The 23,979-nt window shown below is 47.2% G+C and carries 19 protein-coding genes and 1 pseudogene; 2 read left to right on the top strand and 18 right to left on the bottom strand.

Annotation, left to right across the window (positions count from 1 at the left end):
• Window positions 1-30 precede the first annotated feature (30 nt).
• The 4 genes from BN98_RS02260 to BN98_RS02245 form a co-directional block, all read right to left on the bottom strand.
• Window positions 31-1,158 carry an alanyl-tRNA editing protein gene (locus tag BN98_RS02260; protein WP_019189944.1) on the bottom strand — a complete coding sequence of 376 codons (1,128 nt, stop codon included), beginning with the start codon at window positions 1,156-1,158 and terminating at the stop codon, window positions 31-33.
• 167 nt (window positions 1,159-1,325) lie between these two features.
• Window positions 1,326-2,873, bottom strand: a complete 1,548-nt coding sequence (locus tag BN98_RS02255; RefSeq protein ID WP_019189945.1) for a YfcC family protein — start codon at window positions 2,871-2,873, stop codon at window positions 1,326-1,328.
• 54 nt (window positions 2,874-2,927) lie between these two features.
• A complete protein-coding gene (gene arcC / locus BN98_RS02250; RefSeq protein WP_019189946.1) occupies window positions 2,928-3,866 on the bottom strand; it encodes a carbamate kinase in 939 nt (312 codons plus the stop codon).
• Between the two features lie 122 nt (window positions 3,867-3,988).
• Entirely contained in the window at window positions 3,989-5,215 is a 1,227-nt protein-coding gene (locus BN98_RS02245) for an arginine deiminase (RefSeq protein ID WP_019189947.1), read from the bottom strand.
• 404 nt (window positions 5,216-5,619) lie between these two features.
• Here BN98_RS02245 and BN98_RS02240 point away from each other — a divergent pair, with 404 nt between their 5' ends.
• Both BN98_RS02240 and BN98_RS02235 read left to right on the top strand, forming a co-directional pair.
• On the top strand, window positions 5,620-7,293 hold the full coding sequence (locus BN98_RS02240; protein WP_019189948.1) for a glutamine--tRNA ligase/YqeY domain fusion protein: 1,674 nt from the start codon (window positions 5,620-5,622) through the stop codon (window positions 7,291-7,293).
• 14 nt (window positions 7,294-7,307) lie between these two features.
• Window positions 7,308-10,112 (top strand): YfhO family protein, encoded by a 2,805-nt coding sequence (locus tag BN98_RS02235; RefSeq protein WP_019189949.1) that lies wholly within the window; start codon window positions 7,308-7,310, stop codon window positions 10,110-10,112.
• A 146-nt stretch (window positions 10,113-10,258) separates the two neighbouring features.
• On the opposite strand, the gene BN98_RS02230 is transcribed toward BN98_RS02235, so the two are convergent.
• The 14 genes and pseudogenes from BN98_RS02230 to BN98_RS02170 form a co-directional block, all read right to left on the bottom strand.
• Entirely contained in the window at window positions 10,259-10,474 is a 216-nt protein-coding gene (locus BN98_RS02230; protein WP_040942509.1) for a hypothetical protein, read from the bottom strand.
• A gap of 407 nt (window positions 10,475-10,881) precedes the next feature.
• Window positions 10,882-11,796 (bottom strand): AEC family transporter, encoded by a 915-nt coding sequence (locus BN98_RS02225; protein ID WP_019189951.1) that lies wholly within the window; start codon window positions 11,794-11,796, stop codon window positions 10,882-10,884.
• Window positions 11,797-11,921: 125 nt separating this feature from the next.
• Window positions 11,922-13,463 carry a ribonuclease Y gene (rny, locus tag BN98_RS02220; RefSeq protein WP_019189952.1) on the bottom strand — a complete coding sequence of 514 codons (1,542 nt, stop codon included), beginning with the start codon at window positions 13,461-13,463 and terminating at the stop codon, window positions 11,922-11,924.
• 41 nt (window positions 13,464-13,504) lie between these two features.
• A complete protein-coding gene (gene recA / locus BN98_RS02215) occupies window positions 13,505-14,596 on the bottom strand; it encodes a recombinase RecA (protein WP_052332311.1) in 1,092 nt (363 codons plus the stop codon).
• 26 nt (window positions 14,597-14,622) lie between these two features.
• On the bottom strand, window positions 14,623-15,168 hold the full coding sequence (pgsA, locus tag BN98_RS02210) for a CDP-diacylglycerol--glycerol-3-phosphate 3-phosphatidyltransferase (RefSeq protein WP_019189954.1): 546 nt from the start codon (window positions 15,166-15,168) through the stop codon (window positions 14,623-14,625).
• Window positions 15,152-17,530: an FtsK/SpoIIIE family DNA translocase gene (locus BN98_RS02205; RefSeq protein WP_019189955.1), complete on the bottom strand. Its 2,379-nt coding sequence runs from the start codon at window positions 17,528-17,530 to the stop codon at window positions 15,152-15,154. Before BN98_RS02205 ends, pgsA begins: the two co-directional genes overlap by 17 nt.
• Window positions 17,531-17,657: 127 nt before the next feature.
• Window positions 17,658-19,757 carry a polyribonucleotide nucleotidyltransferase gene (locus tag BN98_RS02200; protein WP_019189956.1) on the bottom strand — a complete coding sequence of 700 codons (2,100 nt, stop codon included), beginning with the start codon at window positions 19,755-19,757 and terminating at the stop codon, window positions 17,658-17,660.
• A gap of 202 nt (window positions 19,758-19,959) precedes the next feature.
• On the bottom strand, window positions 19,960-20,226 hold the full coding sequence (rpsO, locus tag BN98_RS02195; protein ID WP_019189957.1) for a 30S ribosomal protein S15: 267 nt from the start codon (window positions 20,224-20,226) through the stop codon (window positions 19,960-19,962).
• Window positions 20,227-20,357: 131 nt separating this feature from the next.
• The gene (locus tag BN98_RS02190; RefSeq protein ID WP_019189958.1) at window positions 20,358-21,494 is read right to left on the bottom strand and encodes a hypothetical protein; all 1,137 of its coding nucleotides are present in this window, start codon (window positions 21,492-21,494) and stop codon (window positions 20,358-20,360) included.
• 30 nt (window positions 21,495-21,524) lie between these two features.
• Window positions 21,525-21,584 (bottom strand): annotated as a pseudogene (locus tag BN98_RS08725) (zinc-ribbon domain-containing protein); the annotation flags it as partial.
• A 24-nt stretch (window positions 21,585-21,608) separates the two neighbouring features.
• Entirely contained in the window at window positions 21,609-21,788 is a 180-nt protein-coding gene (locus BN98_RS02185) for a hypothetical protein (RefSeq protein ID WP_019189959.1), read from the bottom strand.
• A gap of 12 nt (window positions 21,789-21,800) precedes the next feature.
• A complete protein-coding gene (locus tag BN98_RS02180) occupies window positions 21,801-22,280 on the bottom strand; it encodes a hypothetical protein (protein ID WP_019189960.1) in 480 nt (159 codons plus the stop codon).
• Between the two features lie 29 nt (window positions 22,281-22,309).
• Window positions 22,310-22,705: a zinc ribbon domain-containing protein gene (locus tag BN98_RS02175; protein ID WP_019189961.1), complete on the bottom strand. Its 396-nt coding sequence runs from the start codon at window positions 22,703-22,705 to the stop codon at window positions 22,310-22,312.
• A 27-nt stretch (window positions 22,706-22,732) separates the two neighbouring features.
• A complete protein-coding gene (locus BN98_RS02170) occupies window positions 22,733-23,830 on the bottom strand; it encodes a hypothetical protein (RefSeq protein ID WP_019189962.1) in 1,098 nt (365 codons plus the stop codon).
• Window positions 23,831-23,979 lie beyond the last annotated feature (149 nt).

Genomic DNA, 23,979 nt, shown 5'->3' with positions numbered 1-23,979 from the left:
AAGGCTCCCGATGGGGAGCCTTTTTTTGTTTTACGTTAAGGATGCATCGAATGCTTCTTTTAGTATTGGCATGAGCTCCTTTGCCGACAGTGCAGACTGTCCGTTTACCAATTGCGGTGAACCGCCTCCGCGTACTTGTGCGCTTTCCTTTACGACATTGAGCCAATCTCTAGCTTTTCCCTCTGCCGAAGCAAATACCAACGCACATTTTCCATCGACTTCCGAAACAAGAATTTTCGACTTTTTATGCTCAAAAGCGATCTTCTGCCCCAGAATGCGCAGTGTTCCGCCGTCTTTATCCGGCAATTCGATGACCGGAGCATCGTCTTTTGCTAAGGCATCGGCTTCATAGCCCGCCAATTTTTCTTGCAAGGCTTTGATCGTATCTTTTTGTTCATGTTCCGAAAGGAACAAGGCACGGACACGTTCGGTAAGCTCTTTACGGCTCACCTTCAACGTTTTTTCCAAGGTTTGTAGTGTTGTTTCATCGTCTTTTAAGGCACGTCCTACTGCCGGACCGATCACACAGTGGATGCGCACGCCTCGCGAGGTTTTCTCGGCATGCGTAATGACAAAGCTTCCAATCTCCCCCGTACTGTGCAGATGCGGTGTACCGCACGGCTGTTCATCGAAAGTGCCAAATTTAACGATTCGAACCTGTTCCAAATCCTGGTAAGCAGGATCCGGATACTCTTTACCGGGAATGTAGGTAAAAGTCACCGGTACGTCGGCCAAAATGGCTTGATTCATGTACTCTTGAATGTCGTCCAGTTCTTCTTCGGTGATAGTATCCTGCGGGATTTCGTACCACTGATCGCCTTCATGCACGCCAACAGCACCGGGTTCCATCCCCTTGCGTTTCACATAACCATCCACGAGATGCAAGGCACTTTGTGCTGCTGTATTGGTAAGACGCGTATCAGGATCCACCTGCATATGAATGGGATTAGAGAGAGACCCATCCACGCGATGCCACAGTACGCCATCTTTCCAGATAAGATCCGTTATCGGTAACCCGTTTATCGTACCGCGATCCGATGGCATACCGCCCTTTTCACCCCAAAATACAGTATCTTCAAAAGTATAGGCGCCATCCTTTTCTTCGGCAATGGTAGTATCAGTCTCCAGACGCCAAAAATCATCATAGTGTCCCTGCATGGTGTCTCCTTTCGATTTCGAACCTGCCATCTATATACCCAAAGGGGAAAGAAGATATTCTCTGCATGGTGAAGAGTCCTCGCCAAAATGTATTGACAGCAGACAAAAAAAGAGAGGGGAAATCTCCCCTCTCTTTTACGGATAGCAAGGATCCGTTACGTCTTGTCTTAGAAAATCATTTCAGCAACGGTCAGAATGATCGCGCAAGCCACAGCAATGATAACGAGCAGCTTGAAGACCCATTTGAGGTAGGTCGCATACTCGACATGCGATGCTGCCACACCACCCATAACGACACCGGAGGTCGGCGTTGCCATGTTAACAACACCAGAACCGGCAGTGAAGATATTGACCATGATGTTCGGGTTGAAGCCCAACTGTGCTGCCAAGCCGCCCATAACCGGAATCGACAGGCCGGCCAAGCCGGAAGTCGAAGGAACGAGGAAGCTCAACAGGATATAAACCACGAGGGACAGCGGGACAAAGACCACACCCGGAACGCCTTGCAGCAAGCGTGTGCACTGATCCAAGATCCAGAAGTCCATGTGCGTTGCGCCCATAACAACTGTGATACCACGGGATACAGCAATAATGATACCAACGGACAGAAGGTCTTTCGAACCATCAATGAAGCTTTCAACATAGCTGTGTTCGCTGTAGCCGCCGATGATAGCAATCACGATGGAGCTCAGAATGAACCAAGCCGCCAATTCCAAGAAGTACCACTGGCCAAGCGGCAGACCTGTCAATTTGTCGGTCCAACCGAAAGCAGCCATGTATGCTTCTTCATTGCCATGGAACACGAGCTCCTGATACGAAATCAGGGACATGATCATAACAACAAAGGTAATGGCAAAGACGAACAAGACCGCCTTATGACGACCGGTGAATTCAATGTGTGCATTCGGATCTTCTTCACCGAATTGTTCACGCATGGTTTCTTGCTCTTGCAAAGACAGGATCGTCGATCCCTTGTCTCTCTTCACCTTCTTGGCATAGCGCAGTGTAAAGGCAATAGCAATAGCAATCACGACCAGCCACAGGATGCCACCGATCAGATAGATCAGACCGCTGTTCGGGGTGATACCGCTGGCTTTCAAGCCGGCAATAGCAACGCCCGTAGCAAACGGGTTAATCGTGGAGCCCAAGCAACCGGCAGCAGAGCCGACCAAAACGGTAGACAGAGCGACGACCGTATCAAAGCCTGCCACAACCATTGCTGAGGTGATAAAGGCGTAGAAACCGATGGTCTCTTCGGCCATACCATAGGTGCTTCCGCCCAACGAGAACAGGAACATCAGGACAACAATGAGGATTTCCTCTTTGCCGTGCATCTTATGAACCAACGCGTTGATACCGGCTTCCAAAGCGCCCGTCTTCATAACGATGTTCAGGAATCCGCCCAAAGCGATGATGAACATCAACAAATCGGAAGCATTCGTAAAGCCGTTCGGAATAGCCATAACAAAGTCTTTTACCTGGGCACCTACAACGGTGACGTGTTTGCCCTCATCCACAATATCGAGTAAATCCTGATATTTTCCCGGATCCAACGTCTTGATAATGGAATCGCTGATGGTAGCACCGTTCAAAAAGAAAGAAATAATGCAAAGAACGGCAAGAATGATGACCAGAATGGTAAAAGCAGATAAAGAATGACGCTTCTTTTTAGCTGGCATCGTTTCGGCGTTCGGCTGTTTATTCATATCAGCCATAATGAACTCCTTTCAATAATTTCTTCGAACCGCGAGGGTTCGTTCGCTGACAGGTTACTTCGTAATCACGGTACCTGTCTTTCCTTCCAACGCTTCTTTTGCTTTTGCAAGAGACGTGATCAGCGCCTTGCCGCCTTCACGTTGTTGGACATAATCTAAGCATGCTTCAATCTTCGGCAGCATGGAACCGGGGGCAAATTGCCCTTCTTCAATGTACTTCTTAGCTTCTTCGACATTCATCGTGTCGAGGCCCTTCTGATCCGGCGTATTGAAGTTAATCGCCACTTGATCGACAGCTGTCAAAATCACGAGCATATCCGCTTCAATATCCAAGGCCAAACGAGAAGAGGAGCGATCCTTATCAATGACCGCCGGAACACCGCGATAGGTGCCGTTCTCTTCGACAACAGGAATGCCGCCGCCACCGACGGTGATCACGATGTCGCCAAGCTCTACCAATTGTTTGACCACACCCAATTCAACAATCTTCTTGGGCAACGGGCTGGCAACGACACGGCGATAACCGCGACCGGCATCTTCCACAAAGGTATAACCGGTTTCAGCGGCTAATTTATCCGCTGCTTCTTTATCCATGAAGCTGCCGATCGGCTTACTCGGCTTTTTAAAAGCAGGATCTTTCTCATCCACGACAACCTGTGTGACGACACAAGCCACTTGACGATCGTTCTGCTTTCTGTTGGCCAGTTCCGCCTGAATGGACTGAATCAGATGATAGCCGATGTAACCCTGGCTCATTGCCCCACATTCCGGGAAAGGCATAGCCGGTGTGTTGCCGCCGTGTTCGGCGGAAAAGGACATGGCGTTGTTGATCATACCGACTTGGGGGCCGTTGCCATGACCGATAATCACATCATAGTTTTCTGCCAGATCCACGATGGTCTTAGCCGTCTGTTTCACCAGCTCCAACTGCTCCTTCGGCGTGCTGCCCAGAGCGTTACCGCCCAAGGCCACAACAATCCTTTTTTTGCTCATAGTATCTCCTTTATTCATACCAAATTTCATTAATAAATGCAATTCCAATGAAACCGCAAACCGGTACGCCACAGGCAGTACCGGCTTACGGAGTCATTAGCAGACCATATTCATTTTAACAATTAGTTTTCACGAACCAGCGGCATGGACATGCAGCGCGGGCCGCCACGACCAACCGTCAGATTGTCTGCATCAAGCTCGATGACTTCAAATCCGGCTTCCTTCAAGGACTTGTTCGTCTCGAAGTTGCGCTTGTAAACGACGATCTTGCCCGGGGAAAGAGTCAAGGTGTTGGAACCATCGGTCCACTGTTCACGCTCAGCAGCCATGTCATCGCCACCGCCGCACGGGAACAGACGAACTTTTTCAATACCCAAAATGCCGGCCAGGATCTCGCCCAAGGAGCCCTTGTGTTCTTCGATTTTGACGTCATGTTTTGCTTCGTCTTTCGTCAGTTCGAACACGCGCAGTGTTGCGGTGATGCCCGGATGATACGTAAAGGCATCGTGATCGATCATCGTGAAGACGGTGTCAAGGTGCATGAATGCACGGGATACCGGAATATTGAATGCGAAGATGCGTTCAATCTTATTGCCTTCCGTTTCGAAGAAGAGGTTCATGGCCAATTTCTGGATGGCATCAGCCGTCGTACGCTGAGAAATACCAACGAACAGCGTTTTTTCATCTACGTTGAAGACGTCTCCGCCCTCAATGTGGAAGTGATTGTGACGTCCGTAGAGGTCTTTAACCTGTCCCTTGTATTCCGGATGATATTTGAAGATGTAATCCGCATAGATGGTCTCACGGTTGCGGGTTACGGAGAACATTTTATTGATTACAGCGCCGTTGCCAACCGAGGCGAACGGATCGCGGGTGAAGTAGAGGTTCGGCATCGGATTGACGAGCAGGTAAGGATGTTCCAATTCATCAATCAGGAAGTTTGTTTCGATGTCGCCCAGTTCTTTGAAGGAAACACCAGCCATGGTCTTCATGACGAACTCTTTGGTGTCTTTAATACCGGCAAAGAATTTTTTCAGAATATTATGATAGGTTTCGGTATGGATACCCGCATCATCCAAGTATTCATCGATGAATTTCTCGCGAAGGCCCTCGTTTGCATCCAGGGTTTCCGCCATTAAATCTTCGAGGTATACCACTTCTACGCCCTCTTTGCGAAGAATATCCGCAAAGGCATCGTGCTCTTTTTGTGCCTTCGTTAAATCCGGAATATCGTCGAACAGCAGCTCGCCGAGCGTATCCGGTGTCAGGTACTTGAGTTCGTCGCCCGGGCGATGAACTAAGACTTTCCTTAGAGGCTTAATCTCACTGGTAACTTGAATGGGTTTCATATCATTCCTTTCTGTTCCAATTGTTGATCTCTTAGAGATCTTATTATAAAAACGGTTTTACAGGCATGACTATTTCTGTATCAAGCCATATATAGTATATGGCCTTCAGGCGTTAAAGGAAAGTCACTTAATGCCTGTTTCGTTGTAGAAATTAGCAAGTTCGCCTCTTTCCTCATCGTTGCGGATGCTCGCTTCCGTATTGTGCAGAACCGTACGCTGAGTTTCCCCACGATATATAGAATAGGCGGCAAAGTAGCTATACTCGAAATAAATTTCTGTCTAATTTTTATAAATCGTTTTCTTCTCTAGAACTTTTCACGTGTCTCTTTGGCCTGAAGTCGAATATACGCCATCCCTATTTTAATGTTATAATTAAGCCATTGTAACTGCAAAAGGAGGATCCCATGGATTTTGAGACGACAAACTTCATCCATCAAATTATTGAAGAAGAATCCGCCCCAGGCGGACGTGTACACGGAAAACAGATTGTGACCCGTTTTCCTCCGGAACCCAACGGTTTCCTTCACATCGGTCATGCCAAAGCAATTAATATGGATTTCGGCACGGCTCTAAAATATAACGGTATTTGCAATCTGCGTATGGACGATACAAACCCATTAAAAGAAGAAACTAAGTTTGTTGAATCGATCAAAGAAGACATCCATTGGCTGGGATTTGACTGGGGTGATCGTTTCTATTTTGCTTCGGATTATTTCGATCGCATGTATGAAGCCGCGCAGGTGTTGATTCGTAAAGGTCTTGCCTACGTAGATGATCTTTCACCGGAGGAGATGCGTGAATATCGCGGCACACTGACGGAGCCGGGTAAACCCAGTCCTTGTCGTGATCGCAGCGTCGAGGAAAATTTGGATCTCTTTGATCGGATGCGCCGCGGGGAATTTGCAGACGGTGAAAAAACATTGCGTGCTAAGATTGATCTGGAATCTGGCAATATCAATATGCGCGATCCGGTCTTATATCGTATTGCCCATCTGCATCATCATCGCCAGGGTGACAAATGGTGCATCTATCCGATGTATGATTTTGCGCATCCGATTGAAGATGCCTTGGAAGGAATTACGCATTCGCTTTGCTCGTTGGAATTTGAAAATCATCGCCCCCTGTATAACTGGGTGGTCGAAAATACGGATATGCCCCATCGTCCGCGTCAGATTGAGTTTGCACGTCTGAATCTGACTAATACGGTTATGTCAAAGCGCAAATTAAGAACACTCGTCGAGGAAGGCTTGGTGGATGGCTGGGATGATCCGCGTCTGCCAACCTTGCAAGGGTTACGTCGCCGCGGATTTACGCCGCAGAGCATTCGCAACTTCTGTGAACGCATCGGGATGACAAAAACCGACAGCATGGTGGATGCCCGTTTCTTGGATTATTGCGTGCGCGAGGACTTGGACGAGCATGCGCCGCGTGCCATGGCTGTGTTGGATCCAATTCGTTTGGTGATCGATAACTATCCGGAAGATAAGGAAGAAATTTGCACGATTGCTAATCATCCTAAGGATCCCTCCATGGGAACGCATCAGGTTCCCTTTAGCCGTGAAATTTGGATCGAACGCGAAGATTTCATGATCGATCCTCCCAAAAAATACTTCCGTCTCTTCCCCGGCAATGAAGTGCGTCTGCAAAATGCCTATATTGTTAAGGCAACGGATTACGAATTGAATGAAAACGGTGAAGTTGCCGTAGTACACGCTACCTATGATCCGGACTCCTTTGGCGGAAACGCCGCCGACGGCAGAAAGATACGCGGAACCATTCACTGGGTACCGGTACGGCACGGCGTTACTGCAGAAGTGCGCCTGTATGAGCCGTTATTCTCTGTCGAGAATCCTGATGCGGAAGAGGCAGATTATCGCGACCTCATCAACCCGAATTCTTTAACCGTGATTTCCAATGCCGTTGTGGAGCCTTGGCTTACCGAAGAGCATCCGGACGACACGCGTTATCAATTCATGCGCAAAGGCTATTTCTGTGAGGATCGTCACTATTCTACCCCTGAGAAACGCATTTTCAATCGTATCGTAACGTTGCGGGACAGCTTTAAACCGCAAGCATAATGTAGGGAGGCCATATGTCGTACTATAGAACGCTGATAAAACGAGAGCGCCGAGGAATTCTTCGCGTGCATAAAAAGGGGCAATCTCCATCCTCTCATATTAAATTTCTCGTTTTGATGAGTTTTTTGGTACCGATTCTCCTTTTATTGCCGGCATTTATCTATGCCGGCATTTTCCCTTTTGGAGATCAAACCACCCTAGCCGTGGATTTGCGCAATCAGTACATTGGCTTCTTTGAAGCGTATAAGCACGTATTTTCAGATTTCGGCAGCCTGCTCTACAATTTCACCAAAGGACCGGGCGGATTAATGAGTGCTACCGACGCCTACTATTTAATGAGCCCGTTAAACTTTTTGTTTTTCCTTTTCCCCTCGGCTCAAATGCCTTTGGCCGTTGAACTCATCCAAGTGCTGAAAATCGGACTCTCCGGTGCTTTTTTTGCTCTCTTTTTATCCCGTCGCGAACATGGCGATGACTGGCGGACGTTATTATTTGCTTCCTTCTATGCCCTGATGTCATTTTCCATGGCGAATCTTTTAAACGTCATGTGGTTGGATGTGCTTTACATGGCGCCGTTGGTGTTGCTTTATTTGGAACGCTTGTTGGATGGGAAAAGTCCGATACCCTACATTCTTTTGCTATTGTGGACCATTTTGATGAATTTCTATATGGCCTACATGCTCTGCGTTTTTCTCGGCTTCTATGCCCTCTGGTCCCTCATTCGTCGCCCGCGTCCGAACGGCATGAAATCGGGTAATTGGATAAAAACCTGTGTGCAAAAGTATTTTTCTTTTGTTCTCTTTTCGGGTATTGCTGTAGCCATGTCCGCTTGGCTGTTGCTCCCCAATCTTTATTCACTTTTGCTCAGTAAGGGGCCCTATCAAGATCAAGTTGTAGCCAAGGCGACTTTTCAGTATCCCTTAGCCGACCCGTTGTCTCGCCTGATTCCGTTTGCCTTTGACTATGATCAAGTGTCCAATGGCTATGCCAATATCTATTCCGGTACCTTGTGCACGATTCTATTGTTTTTCTATTTCTTTAATGCACGCGTATCGGTGCGAGAACGCATTACTTCGTTCCTATTGACGGCTTTCTTACTGGTATCAATGAATTTTCGCCTGCTCAATGTATTTTGGCACGGTTTCCAATATCCCATTTGGTACAATTATCGCTTTTCGTGGATCTTCTGCCTGTTTACCGTACTCCTTGCATTCCGTGGGTTTATGCGGATGCGCCGTGTCTCCTTGGTGCAACTTTCTATAACACTTGTTAGCTTCGTTGCTCTTTTAGGCTATCTCGCCTACCGAAAATACACGGATGACAAGGCCTTTTCCTTCCTAACCCTCTACCATCTGGCAGGAACTTTCGTATTGGCGATCGTATATCTGGTTCTTTTGGTACGCTGGACGGCGGAGAAAAAAATGCTTAGGACAGCTTCCTTCATGCTGCTTCTTTTCTCCCTGCTTGAAATTTCTGCCAACGCTTGTGTCTACACTGCTTGCTTCACTTATGAAGGACGTACTGAATTTGCAGCATTTCATCAAAATATGCAGCAAGCTCTAGAAGACGTGCGTCCGAAGGCAAATACATTTTATCGTGTTGAAAAAACGTTCATGCATGACAGTAACGACGGCATGCGTTTCGGCATTAGCGGATTGACGCACTTCAATTCCACCTATGAATTTAACACCATTGAATTGCTCTCAAGTCTTGGCTTTTCACGCGGTCGTGCATCGACCACCGGCGGAAATGCAACAAAATTTACCGATGCATTCTTTGGGATTCGTTATTATCTGGCCGGAAAAGATAAGGAAAATACGCCGACGTTTGCCGGCGAAGACTCGGTCTATAAGCCAAAAACACATCGCCCCGATATTCAAAACATGACCTTAAAAACAGAGCATCCTTGGATTCGCGTCTATGAAAATCCATGGTGCATGCCTTTCGGCATGGTGGCGGAAAAAGAGCTCGGAAACTTTGAGATCGGTCGCAAAAATCCTATCGATTTGCAGGATTATCTGGCAAATATGCTGGATGGGAAGGCGGAAGGCAAACTCAATTATTTTGTACGCCGCCCGCTTGAAAAGCCACAATTCATTAATCTGAAAAAAGATGAACACAGCACGGAGCTGGCTACCTATCGCAGAATATCCTCGAACAAGGACGAGCATGCACAGATTAAATACAAGGTGCATACGTCCGGCAATGCTTCGGCGTATATGACCATCTCCGAAACGTTCAATTCTTACAATTCATTTGTGTTCCTGAACAATAAGCAAATCGAAAACAAACGCTCCGGCAGTGTATCCACTTCGCAAGTCTTGAACGTCTCCGCTGCCAACGAATCCGAGAAAACACAGGATCTGACGATTCAGATGCATCGCAAAAAAGATAGTTTTCGTCTCAATCACGTCGCTTTATTTGAATTGGATGAGAATGCGCTGAAGGATGCCGTGGCATATCAGAAAAAGAATGGCTTACATTTAACATCGTTTCATTCGACGGCATTTTCCGGTACCTTTGAAGCGACAGAAAATACGCCCTACTTGCTCTTAACCCTTCCTTATGATGAAGGATGGAGCGCAAAGCTGGATGGACGCTCTGTCCCTACAAAGAAGGTCTTGAATGCATTAACAGCGATTTCGGTGACGCCCGGCACTCACAAACTGGAGATGGAGTTTCACACCCCCATGCTGTGGGAAGGGTGTTGTTTAAGCCTGGCCGGACTCATGTTTCTATTTGTTTTGATCCGTAATGAACGGCAAAGTAAGGCTCGAACAGTATCAGCAGTATCGGTAGGACATGAGGAGGCACTCTGATGCGTCTTTCTTGGGTAAGAAGCATTAGTCTCCTGTTGCGCGTGCTGGGAACCGTAGCGCTATTTTTCACGCTCTTTCCCCCGGTAGGCGTTCATCCTTGGATTCCCCTTGCAGGCTTTCTGTTCTTGTGGGGATCGGCTGCTGCCCTAGATTATACGAAGTGGCGATGCCCCCACTGCCTCCACCATCTCGGAAAGCGCATGTTTCCCCTTCCTACGCGTTGCCCGCATTGCCATCAAACGCTTCATGCGCATGATAAAGCCCTCACAGAGGCGGAGTATCGCCGGTATCGGGATGCGAATAAAGAAAATCGGCCGCCACAATAGAAACACCCCAAACGGATCATCTGAATTGTTCTTCATGTTAGCAGACTTACAGTACTTCTTTGAGAATCGATGAAAAGTACTGTAGAATTTAAGCCTCTTTTACAGTGTAAAATTCCTTTTCACCTAAAAGTACTGTAGTTTTACGTCCTAAAATACAGTACTTTTAGCAATTATTGGAATTTGCACTGTATTTTTATCGCATTTTTTACAGTACAAAAAGACATAATCGAAAAAAGTACTGTATGTGGTGCCAATTTTATACAGTACAAACAAGCGTTATCGAAAAAAGCACTGTAATTGCTGCCGATTTTATACAGTACAAATTCACTTTTTCACAAAAAGTACTGTTTTTTTGACGGATTTTCCTACCTTAAAAAATTAAATAAAACGGAAAAACGGTATTCCCTTTCGGGAAAGTTGTTTTTAGCTGAATCCCTTTTTCATTAATGAATCCATAGCCTTGCCAACATCATGATGAAAGGAATGGTCACTGCGCAGCCCAGACAGGTTACCACGATAATCTGCGACGCATAATAGGTGTCCAGATGATAGATTTTTGTCTGCATGGCTAAGTTGTTGGCAGTCGGACAACTCCAGGCAACGACGGTTACCATACGCAACTCGACAGATCCGAAGGGAAATAGGATCAATAGTACTAACGGCACAATGGGAAGTACCACCAAGCGTATAAAGGCAACAAACCATACGCGCTTCGTTTTGAATAAGCCGGAGAGCGGTTTGGCTGCAATAAAGGCACCGAGTATGATCATGGCTAAGGGAGAATTAATCGCTACCAAAGCCGAAATGGGACGCAATACGATTTCCGGAACGGGCACCTGCAGCAGATAGAAGAGCCAACCTCCAACGAACGATAAAAATATGGGTTGCTTCACGATGCTCTTTACCGATGGCAAGCTTTTGGAGGCATTGGGATCCAACAGACGTGAGCCGTATAAAATGATGAGAAGATTGGACATCACAACCGATGGAGCAATGTAAAAGGCGCATTTCGGACCAAAGAACGCTGTAGCAATGGGAATGCCCACGAAGGCCTTATTATTGAAAATGACCGCAAAACGATCTATCGGATGTTCTTTCCCGAAAATCAGACGGGAGAGCAGAATATAAAGAAATTGTACTAAGGCCGTAAACAACATAATGCCAGCTAGGGATAGCGCTTCATCGGGATCAAAGGGACGCAAAAAAGAGTGAAAAAGCAATATCGGCAAAAAATACGCAATGAGAATCTGACTCATCTCGTTGGTGGTTGTCGATGAGAGTTTTCCTTTTCGCGCCAGAAAAAAACCAAATCCAGCCAAGAACGCAAAAACTGCAAATTGTTGAAAAAAAGCCAGCACGCTACCCTTCCTTACTGCACATTCATTTCGCTTTGATGTCCTTTTATTTTAACCTATTTTATTCTATTGCACAGAAAAAGCCCCTTTCTCTACAGAGAATGTCCATAGAAAAAGGGGCAATGAAACTATTTTGCTACATCAGTGGCGCGTGTTTCACGCACAATATTGATTTTAATTTGTCCCGGATATTCCAGTTCACTTTCGATCTTTCGAGCGATATCGTGCGCCAGAATGACCATCTTATCCTCTGATACTTCTTCCGGTTTTACCGCAATACGAATTTCGCGGCCGGCTTGAATGGCATAGGATTGTTCGATGCCCGGGAAGGATTTGGCAATTGCCTCCAGATCCTCCAAACGCTTGATATAATTCTCCGTCGATTCGCGACGAGCGCCCGGACGAGCCGCTGACAAGGCATCGGCAGCCTGTACAATAAATGCTTCAAGCGTTGCCGGTTCCACATCATTATGATGCGCCTCAATACAGTGCACCACTTCCTTGCTCTCGTGATATTTTTGGGCAATACGAACACCAAGCTCCACATGGGGTAATTCGATTTCATGGTCGATCGCTTTACCGAGATCGTGTAGCAAGGCGCCTCGCTTCGCAATCTTCACATTAGCGCCGAGTTCCGTTGCTAACATGCCGGCAAGCTGGGCTACCTCAATCGTATGCTTCAGCGCATTTTGACCGTAGGACGTGCGATATTTCAGTTTACCCAGCGTTTTGACAATTTCCGGATGAATGTTGCGAATCCCGACTTCATCCACAGCCGCTTCGCCAGCTTCACGGATCGCATGATCCACTTCCTGCTCCGCTTTCTGATAGAGCTCTTCGATACGAGTGGGATGAATACGCCCATCAACGATGAGCTTCTCCAAGGCGACACGCGCTTTTTCACGACGTACCGGATCAAAGCACGACAGGACAACAGCCTGCGGTGTATCATCGATAATCAGGTCCACACCAGTCATCTGTTCAAAGGCACGAATATTGCGCCCTTCTCGACCGATGATGCGTCCCTTCATTTCGTCATTCGGCAAAGGAACCACCGTGACTGTGCTTTCTGCCACAAAATCTGAGGCATAGCGTTGCACCGTACGGGTAATAATTTCCCGTGCGCGGCTTTCCGCTTCATCACGCGTTTTGGCTTCTTCTTCCCGCAGAATTTGTGCACGTTCATGCACAGCATCTTCACGGGTTTTTTCAAGTACCAATTCACGTGCCTGCGCCTGATTTAATTCGGCAATCCTCTCCAGCTCCTCTTGGCGCTGAGCGATCAACTGATCAGCACGCGTTTCCTTTCCCTTTAATCGATTCTGGTCTTCGGCCAGTTTCTTCTCCTGCGCTTCCATTTGTGCGCTCTTATCGTCCAGCAAGTCTTCACGCTTATTTAAGCGGCGCTCCGTATCTTGCAATTCGTTTTGACGGCGCACATACTGTGCCTCTTGTTCATCGCGCATGCGATGAATTTCCTCCTTTGCCTCCAACAAAGCTTCTTTTTTGTATGTTTCCGCTTCGCGATTGGCATCATCGATAATCTTATCGGCCAGAGATTTTGCCGAACCGATCTTGGCTCGGTTCTGATCCATACGATACTTATTACCGACAAAGAAGAAAATTACGGCACCTGCCAGGAAGGCCAGAATGGGATAGATATAATCCATAGTTACCTCCTTTCCGTAAAATTTTCTTTACAAATCCTTAATCAGTCCAACGTAAAGGTTTCACTTCCTTGATTGTTGGAAGCGGATGAAGGGTTGCTTTGACTGTCGCCCGCGCTTGCTTCATCTTCTCCCTTCGGTTGAGCCAGATCATGGAGAGTCGCGCGCAATTCACTTTCCATTTTTTTGCGCAAGTCCGGATGCTCCGCAATGAAATTCTTAGAGTTTTCGCGTCCCTGGCCGAGTCGTTCACCATCGTAGCTGTACCAGGCGCCGGCTCGTTCCACAATCCCCAGATCAAAAGCAGTATCGAGCAGGGTTCCGATTTTTGAGATCCCCGTCCCGTACATAATATCAAACTCCACTCGCTTGAATGGAGGAGCGACCTTATTTTTGACAACCTTAACCTTGGTACGGTTGCCAATGACTTCTTCTCCGTCCTTTATTTGTTCGCCACGGCGAATTTCCATACGGATCGTAGAATAAAATTTAAGCGCAACACCGCCCGTCGTCACCTCCGGATTCCCGTACATGACGCCGATTTTTTGGCGGATTTGGTTTAGGAAGATAACCGTCGTATTAGATTTTGAAACCACCGGCGTTAATTTACGCAAGGCCTGACTCATCAGACGAGCTAACAGACCCACATGGGTGTCCCCCATTTCGCCTTCAATCTCTGCACGAGGCACCAGCGCAGCCACCGAGTCCAAAACCACCACATCGATAGCATTGGAGCGCACCAGACTTTCCAAAATTTCCAGCGCCGATTCCCCATCGTCCGGTTGCGAGAGTACAAGATTATCCGTATCCACACCTAAACGACGTGCATAACCGACATCCAGCGCGTGTTCGGCATCGATAAAAGCGGCAATACCGCCCAGTTTTTGAGCCTGCGCGATAGTTTCAAGCGCCAAAGTGGTTTTACCGGAACTTTCCGGACCGTAAATCTCGATCACACGTCCGCGCGGTAATCCGCCCACTCCAAGCGCCAAGTCCAAGTTGATCGCACCGGTCGGAATGGCATCAATTTCTTGTACCGGCTGTTCGCCAAGGCGCATAATCGCACCTTTGCCGAACTGCTTTTCAATCTTACTGAAGGCGAGCTTTAACGCCTTTTGTTTATCTTCCTGATTCATATTTGCAATGGCCATAATGCCTCCTGTTACATGTTTTGGAGATCTAGGATCTCCCGATTTTTCCACAGATAATCCACTCCCGAGAGAATGGTGAAAATGACAGCGAGCGCTACCAAGACGTTCGCCACCGGAAATGGTCTTAAGAAAGACAGCCAATTGTTTTCCATCAGCAACACGATGATAGCCAGCATTTGGAACGTCGTTTTGTATTTTCCCCAGATAGAAGCGGCAATGGTTACGCCATTGGATACGGCAATCGTGCGAAAACCGGTAATCATGAGCTCGCGCACCACAATAATGACGACAACCCACGAGGCAATCTGTCCGCCACCTACCAGCAAAATAAACGCTGATAGCGTCAACGCCTTATCCGCCAAAGGATCCATAAACTTGCCGAAGGTCGTCACCAAATGCCGACTGCGGGCAATATGACCATCCAGAAAATCCGTTACAGAAGCAATGATAAACAGTAAAGCGGGAATGACACTGTTCGGCGTCAAGTAAAGATAGCTTGCAACGAAAAAAGGGATCAGTCCCATCCGTACCATCGTAATCTTATTCGGCAGATTCATCCTCATCCTCCTGCCACGACGATTCATGCAGATACACCTCTCGCGGCTTCGATCCATCCTGCGATGAAATAGCTCCCATCGCTTCCAACTCATCAATAATGCGTCCCGCGCGTGCATAGCCGATGCGGAAACGTCGCTGTAAGCCGCTAATGGAGGTGGTTTCTTCATGGCTGATAAATTCCAGTACCTCATCCATCAGAGCGTCTTGCGGCGCATCCTCGTCGTCACGCGAAACTTCTGTTTCTTTTTCAATCGAGGCAACCAAATCCTTGTCATAGGAGACGGTATGTTGATCCGTCAAAAATTGCGTTACCTTCGAAACTTCCGCATCCGAAACAAACGCCCCTTGTACACGTTTCGGTTTGGGAAAATTCGAGGGATAGTAGAGCATATCGCCCTTGCCCAATAATTTCTCCGCACCACTTTGATCCAATATCGTGCGCGAATCCACAGAAGAGGAAACCGCAAACGAAATGCGCGATGGGATATTTGCCTTAATCGTACCCGTAATGACATCCACCGAAGGACGCTGCGTAGCAATGATCAAATGAATGCCGCAAGCACGGGCCATCTGTGCCAGACGGGTAATGTGTGCTTCAACATCTTTAGAGGCCACCATCATCAAATCGGATAACTCATCGATGATCAGAACAATGTATGGCAGATTCTCCATCGATTCGTCAATTTTCTGCTGCTCCCGATATCCGCCGATATCGCGTACGGAATATTGCGAAAACAAGCGAAAACGACGCTCCATTTCCTTTACCAACTTATAGAGCGCACGGGCGGCTTTCTTCGGATCCGTCACAACCGGAATCATAAGATGCGGAATATCACTATAGACCGACAATTCCACGACCTTCGGGTCAATCAGAATCAGTCGCGCCTCTGAAGGAGCATATTTGTACAGAATGCTCATGATAATCGTATTGATGCAAACGGATTTACCGGAGCCGGTTGCGCCGGCAATGAGCAAATGCGGCATTTTAGATATCTTTGCTATGACGGGATCTCCGTCAATGCTCTGTCCCAAAGCGATTGGAATGCCCGAATCCGAACGAATAAACGCATCGCTCTGCAGAATATCCCGAAGCCATACCGTATCCGACACTTTGTTTGGCACTTCCACGCCCACGTAAGGTTTACCGGGAATCGGCGCCTCGATGCGAATGTCCTGGGCAGCCAGCGCCAGCGCTAAATCATCCGCTAAATTCGTAATGCGACTGACCTTAACGCCCGCTTGCGGTTTTAACTCAAACTGCGTCACAGTTGGTCCGCGCTGAATCGACACGACACGCGATTCAATTCCAAAGGAATCAAGCGTCGTTTCAATTTTACGCGCCTGCTCTTCCAAATTTTCTGTACTCGCACTGCCCGATTGTTCTCCCGTTTTTAACAACGCAATGGGAGGCGTAATATACGTCTTTTCATCGGCTACATCAGTAGACGTGCCAAAATCTTGGACGTCCTCCGTTTTGTCTTTCTCGTCCTCTTTTGTCGCCTTAGAAGGCACATCTGCCAGCGGTTCCGCCTTAGATAGAGATGTCTTTTTTTCGGCGCTTAACGTACGGTCGTTATAATTTTTGATGCGAATGGGTGCCGTTTCTGACGAATCATTCTCCAGGGTTTCTTCCTCGAATAGAGGTTCCGGATGAAAACGACGATTCTCCGCTTCAGGGATCTGTTCCACGACCTCGTCATGTCGATTGCGTGAGAAATCTGCACGATGTTCAGTGATTTCACGTTCTCTTTTGTCATTCCTCCGCTTTTCCGCAGAAGCTTGCAGAGAAGCGTGTACATCCCCCGCCTTTGACCATCCTGCAGCAATCCATTGCGTAACAATGTTGAAAAACTCCAACAACTTCACGTCGAATAAATGCAACACGAAGAAGAACAGGACAAACGAAAAGAGCAGCCAAAGTCCGATTTCTCCAATGAAACGTCGAAATACAAAACTCAATACCCCGCCAAGCATGCCGGCACCGCGCAATATCTCCCCACGTTCCGCCGACAACGCTACGGTCGTCTGAAACGAAGCTAAAGGCAGATCACTGACACTGAATAGCATGCTGATACAGAAAAACAAGGCGACCAGATAAAGAAGGGTACGAAGGAGTTTCCCGTGCAACGCATGCACTACGCCGGCCACTAAAAACAATAAAATAAGCGGCGGAACGGCATATGCGGTGACACCGAATAGCTTGAAAAAGCCGCCTCCGATTACACGACCAAACCAGCCGGTCTGCGCACGGAAATAAATGGTTGCCGCGCCAATAATGAGGGCTATAAAGCTGGCAACCATTAAATACTGAATTTTTTCATCCTGCGTTCGCTTTTTATCGCGTCTTGTTCGATTTGCCATGCTTCCTCCTCACCCGCCCTTAAGTATAACATAACCGCCTAACAAAAAGACGACAAGGGCGTGGGAAAGTGTTTCTTCCCGTCCCTTGTCGTCTCATTTTTCTCAAATAGAGCTTTGATTGCCTTCCTTACGGACGCGGCAACAGTGCTTTACGCGAAAGGTTAATGCGGCCCTTATCGTCAATTTCGATGACCTTTACCTTGACCTTGTCACCGATTTCCACCACATCCTCCACGGACTCGACGCGTTCATGCGCCAATTTGGAGATATGGATCATGCCTTCCTTGTTGCCGCCTAAGTCGACAAATGCGCCAAACTTCATAAGCCGTACGACGGTTCCTTCATAAACATCACCGACTTCGACGTCATGAACAATCTCTTCGATCATCTTCTTGGCCTTTTCGCCACTTTCGCCGTCGGGAGCCGTAATCGTAATATGTCCGTCATCAGCCGTATCAATGGAGGCACCGGTGGCTTCAACAATACCGTTAATGGTCTTGCCACCCTTGCCGATGACTTCACGGATCTTCTCGGGATCAATATCCAAAGCCAGAATGCGCGGCGCGTATTTCGAAAGCTCCTTGCGCGGTTCGGCAATGCAATCGGTAATCACCGTTAGAATCTCGGCACGAGCCTTTTTTGCCTGCGCAAGGGCAACTTCCATGACCTCTTTATCGATTCCCTCGATTTTGATATCCATCTGCAAGGCGGTAATACCATCCTTGGTGCCGGCTACCTTAAAGTCCATATCGCCCAGATGATCCTCGAGACCCTGAATGTCGGTAAGAATGGACATGTTTTCGCCCTCTTTAATCAGGCCCATGGCAATACCCGCTACCGGTTTTTTAATGGGCACGCCGGCGTCCATTAAGGACAGCGTAGAACCGCAAATCGAAGCCTGAGAACTGGATCCGTTCGAACTCAGTACCTCAGAAACCACGCGAATGGTGTACGGGAACTCTGTGGAATCCGGCAATACCGGCAAGAGCGCACGCTCTGCCAAGAAGCCGTGTCCAATCTCGCGACGGCCGGGCGAACGCAACGGTTTGGTATCGCCTACGCTGAACGGCGGGAAATTGTATTGGTGGAAGTAGCTCTTCACCACTTCTTCCTGGTGTAATCCATCGATATAGAGTACATCGCGCGGACCGCCCAACGTCACAACGGAAAGAACCTGCGTCTGACCGCGCTTGAAGAGACCGGAACCGTGTGCACGCGGAAGTAATCCACATTCCGCACTCAAGGGGCGGATTTGATCCATGGCACGACCGTCGGCCCGTACCTTATCTTCAGTAATGAGACGACGGACTTCGTTACGAACGATCTCCTCCATAATGGCATCAATGTCATTGCGAATGCTCGGGAAAATTTCAGCATCAGCCGCTTCAAAAAGTTCGAAGGTTTCTTTCTTAATTTCTGAAATACCGTCTTCGCGGATCATCTTATTGTCCGAGCGCAGTGCCTGGATCAGGCGATCCTTGCAGAAGCGTTCGACACGCTCGCGCAGCTGGGCATCCGGCTCATGTTTCACAAATTCATATTTCGGCTTGCCTTCCTCTGCCACAATCTTCTTGAAGAAGCGGCAGATGGATTTGATTTCCTCGTGACCGTAGAGAATGGCGCCCAGCATTTGCTCTTCACTGAGTTCATTCGCACCGGCTTCCACCATCATAATGGCGTCTTCCGTGCCGGAAACGGTTAAATTCAATTCCGAATGTTCCATCTCTTCTTCCGACGGATTAATGACATAATTGCCATCAATATAGCCCACGATAACGGCGCCTGTCGGTCCGTCGAAAGGAATGTCCGATAAACTTAACGCCAAAGAAGAACCATTCATGGCCAAAATCTCGGGAGGATCTTCCGGTGCAACGGAGAGAACAGTAGCAATCACCTGCACATCGTTCTTAAAACCCTCGGGGAAAAGCGGACGAATCGGTCGATCCATCTGGCGCGCATTGAGCGTTGCCTCCATGGAGCCGCGTCCTTCTCGTTTAATGTAGCCGCCCGGAATCCGTCCGACGGCATACAGTTTTTCCTGATATTCACAGGTCAGCGGGAAAAAGTCCTGTCCTTCGCGAACATTGCGATTCATGACAGCCGTGGTCAAGACGATGCTGTCTCCTGCGCGCAATATGCATTCTCCGTTTGCCTGTTCTGCCACCTTACCGATGGTGACATGGAAGGCATTGTTCGTTACCTCAGAACGGTAATCGAATTCTTTCATTCTTTCCTCCTAAATTTCTAGATGAACACTCACCCTTCGTCTTCGACGAGGTTCCTGTTATAGACTGTACAAGTATATCAAAAGCATGTTAAATAATCTATGATTCCAAAGATTCCCTACGCGAAAGCCGTACTTTAAGCGCAAGGTCTAAGCTAAAAAAGCGCAAAAAAAAAGAAAAGAGTGCCGAAGCACTCTTTTTCTCTTAGCCACGCAAATTCAAACGTGCAATCAAATCACGATATCTTTCGATATCCAATTTCTTTAAATAATTCAGAAGACCACGGCGCTGACCGATCAGCATATACAGGCCGCGACGAGAATGATTGTCTTTCTCATGGGTCTTCAAATGCTCTGTCAGTTCCGAAATACGATAGCTTAACAGAGCAATCTGTACTTCCGAGGAACCGGTGTCTTTTTCATTCTTACCGAATTCTTTGACAATTTCCTGCTTTTTTTCTTTTGTTAACATAATTTTCTCCTTTGTAAAAATTCGCTCCTATCAAAGAGGCGGTCGGAGAGCCGTCCTCTGAGAAAGAGTACTCGATTATTCTATCAAAACGCATTTGCAAATGCAATCCCGCATTGGCAAATAGGTCGATTTTAAGGCAATAAAGCATCCGGAAAATACCATTGGAAAAACCAATAAAAGTTGGTACGCTCCGGGAGTTCCTCTCGTTCCGGTACCATGCCCTTGTCTTCTGATGGATCTTTTTCAGCATTTAAAGCCTTTAACATGGGCTGAATCGCCCCTATTTCCTGGTCGAAACAAAGCGTGATATTGGGCGCCTCCATGTTTTTTTCCTTCGTATTTTCACGCATGGTTAAAGAACGGAGAGTGCCATCGGATCCAAATCGGACCTCCACAATCCAGGTATCCTCGTTTTGCAGTGAAAGGAGAGCATTTCGATTTTCTTTCCACTCGCGGACCAGTAGGTCTATAAAAAATTGGTATTTTCGCACGCCTAAAATTTTATCGATGTTGGCCGCACAGTTCTTTTTTAGTGCAGTGAGGCCTTCATCGTCCAAGAGCAGCGCATCTAACACTGAATAAAAAGGTGCCCGCTTCAGACGGCTTCCATCCGGTAAAACTTCCGTCGTAAAAAACTTTTCCGTTTTTTGGTCCATCCGCCCCAATAGGGAAACGATGTTTTTCTTCTGCATCGCCTCCAACAGCAATTTCAGTGCACTCACGCTTTTCTCGTAAGCCTCCGGGCGCTTTTTCTGTTCGCTCCAGTCAAAACCGGCGATATCAGTGGTTCCATCAATGTCAATTTGATCCTCATTTTCATTAACAAAGTGTATATTATAGCGGGAAAGTAAGCGATAGAACAAGGGAATGGCCACATTCATTTCCTGACGCTCTTTAAAAAAAAGAGGGCGCAACGAAGATTCTCTCGTGGACCAAGCGCTCAATTGTTTTTCTTCCGAATTATAATAGCCGACCCGGCTATCGTCGGAAAAGGTATATCCCGCCTGTATGATACGACCATCGATGATTTTTTGAATCAACCGATGCTTGTCGCGAAAAAGCCAAATCTCATCGTCCAATAGATCGACACCATTCACACGTTCCAAATGCAACGAGACATGAATCCGTTCGCTATTGGTCATCCGTTGATAGCCATCCGCCAGCGTGTATTTTGGACCCGTCAGCCAGTGAAACAGAAATGTTCCGCTAAGGACAACGAAACAACCGACGATAAAAAAACGCCAATATCGTCTGAAAAACGACCCCATCCCTCCGTTTTTTCTCCTGACGGCAATGCCGCAATAGCGGCAGAATTTGCTCCCGTCCGGAATTTTCTTACCACAATTCGTACAATACATCGCATACCTCGAAATCTAATACTTTTACTTAAATCGATCGCGCAAATTTTGCGACTTCGATTCCTCATACTTTCCGGCTGCCCGATCCTTTGCGTCTTTCACGTGGTCTGAAATGCCGCCAATCGCATTGCTGGCAAATTTACAAAGAACCATCATCGCAATTACAAAAACAATGAAGAGAATCACAGCCCCCGAATTATACATTCCCTGCCTCCCTTAAATAAAGTCTCGCTTCGTATGCACTTCCAATTTCTTTGTCGTGACCTGCGTATTGGAATCCAATTGCAGAAAAAATTTTTCAACGGTCGTTAAAAGACCGTTCATGATCATGTCATCTTCTACGACGCCATGATAGACTTCCCATCCGGTGAATTGAAACTGATAAACCGTTTTTTGTTCTGACTGTTCTACACAGGTTAGAGAGGCGGAAATCTTATTTCCATAGTTCAGCCGAACCAGATTTGTGTTTCCGGACAGAACAAAGCTTGTTTGTGCCTTCCAATCGACCGACTCAAGCGCTGTCTTCATTTGCTCCGGCGAAATCGGTGAAAATGTAAAAATTTCTGCATATTCCATAAAGTCTTTGTCTCGATCCATAATATGGCCAGCGTGTTTCAGATTACTTCGAATATAGGCTTGTGCAGTAAAACCGACGGCAATAATAATCAACGCGATCAGAATCATTGGTACATCCATTTTTTTCTCCTTACGCTATCCCGGCTAGTTCACATGTCATTTCCGCCTGAAACAGCGGTTGGAACCGGCGTTCCGCATTTTGTACAAAATTTGGCTTGGGCGGGTAGCTTGGCACCACAATTTGTACAGTATGCAACCGGCTTATTTGTGTTTTCGGAAGGCGTAGTAGCCATGACGGACACAGTGTTTTTTTCGTTGGATTGCTTTAGTCGATACCGCTGATCAAAGACCTTCGTGAGGGCGTTTGAAGCGCTAATCGCGCCTTGGTATAACATGCGTTCAAAGGCACGAATGCCGAGATATACACCAACAATGGACACAACCATGGCAATCACACTCAGCGCCGTGTTGCCGGTTGCCTTTTCCACCAACAAACCGATTAATAAGCCAATCCAAATGGCATTATATGAATACGTTCTTCTCATTTCAGCCTCCTGTCGGTCCTTGTTTTCTCATTCCTCTGACATTTGCCAGACGCCAATTTTGGGACTCAGCACGATACTGGTTTTTGTATTTTCTGTCAAACGCTCTTCCTGAATCTGTGCGGCATGCATCATATTGCGCATTTCTTCCGGAAACAGCTCCAGCGAGCTTCCTGGCGGATAAATCATTCCTGTACCGCCCTTCTTCATGCCAAAATCGTCATAGACCAGACGGTCGGGAACCCCATGATCGTGCTCCACTTTTTCTTCTCCAGGCGAAACCGGCGATTGCAAAGATTCAATAGTGAAGGCGTAGCCCTTATCGGTGACCTTAAAATTAGAAAGTTTTCCGGTTAACCTAGAGCGAACGATTTGGTCCGAGTCGCTGTCATGATAGGAAAGCAAAAAGCTACCGTCCTCCTTAAGAGTAAACTCGAGACCCCAGGCACCCGCCCCGCTATAACACGCATACGATCCGCTAAAGTCCGCAAAGGACCAAGTATGCGGAGGCGCCATTATGGTTCCTTTCATTCCGACCAACAGGCGAAAATCCGGAATTTCATAAAGAGGTTCTTTCTTTTCGTACAAAACCGGTTCAAAAAAAGGCGGATGCACATTTTCATCCTGCCAAAAAATATCTTCGATGGAAGGAACGATCAAAACCACCTTATGATTTTCATAGGCTTTCCAATAAGCAAACGCATCCTGATTATTGCTATTGGTCAAAAAAATGTAATGCGCGGGGCGCGGCTTTGGCTCTGAGGCTGCATTTGTGGCTAAGATTTCGGGATCGCCTTCAAGCTCCAAGACAGCATAGCTTACCTTTAAGTATTGGCGATACGGATTGTCCGGCTTTTCGGCCCATTCATATCGTGATCGCACGCTATTTAACTTGCCAATATTGCCCTGTGCTTTATAATACTTTGTCTGTGCTTGTTTTATTTCCTCCGTAGATGAATAAATGCGCACCGTACCCGGAATAATTTGCGATCCGTTTTTTTCGGCCTCCTTCAACGCCTGAACGATCTTCGGATCCGGCCCACAGGCGGATAGTGAAAAAAGCAACACAAAAATCATGAACCACAGAATCCATCGTTGCTGTCTAAAGTCCATACTTTTTATCTTCATATTTCACCTCCAAGGCATAACGTGAAATGAGGCAAAGTGCCTCTCCTGCTTTATTTATAGCATCCATGGCCTTATAAAGGTTCTAAAGAACTTCCAAAAAAATTCCAGACCGTAAAGATCGCGCATAAAATGGCATAAGCTGCATAAAT

The organism is Levyella massiliensis (genome assembly GCF_000308275.2).
Classification (GTDB): Bacteria; Bacillota; Clostridia; order Tissierellales; family Peptoniphilaceae; genus Murdochiella; species Murdochiella massiliensis_A.
This window is presented reverse-complemented; position numbering and strand designations above follow the sequence as displayed.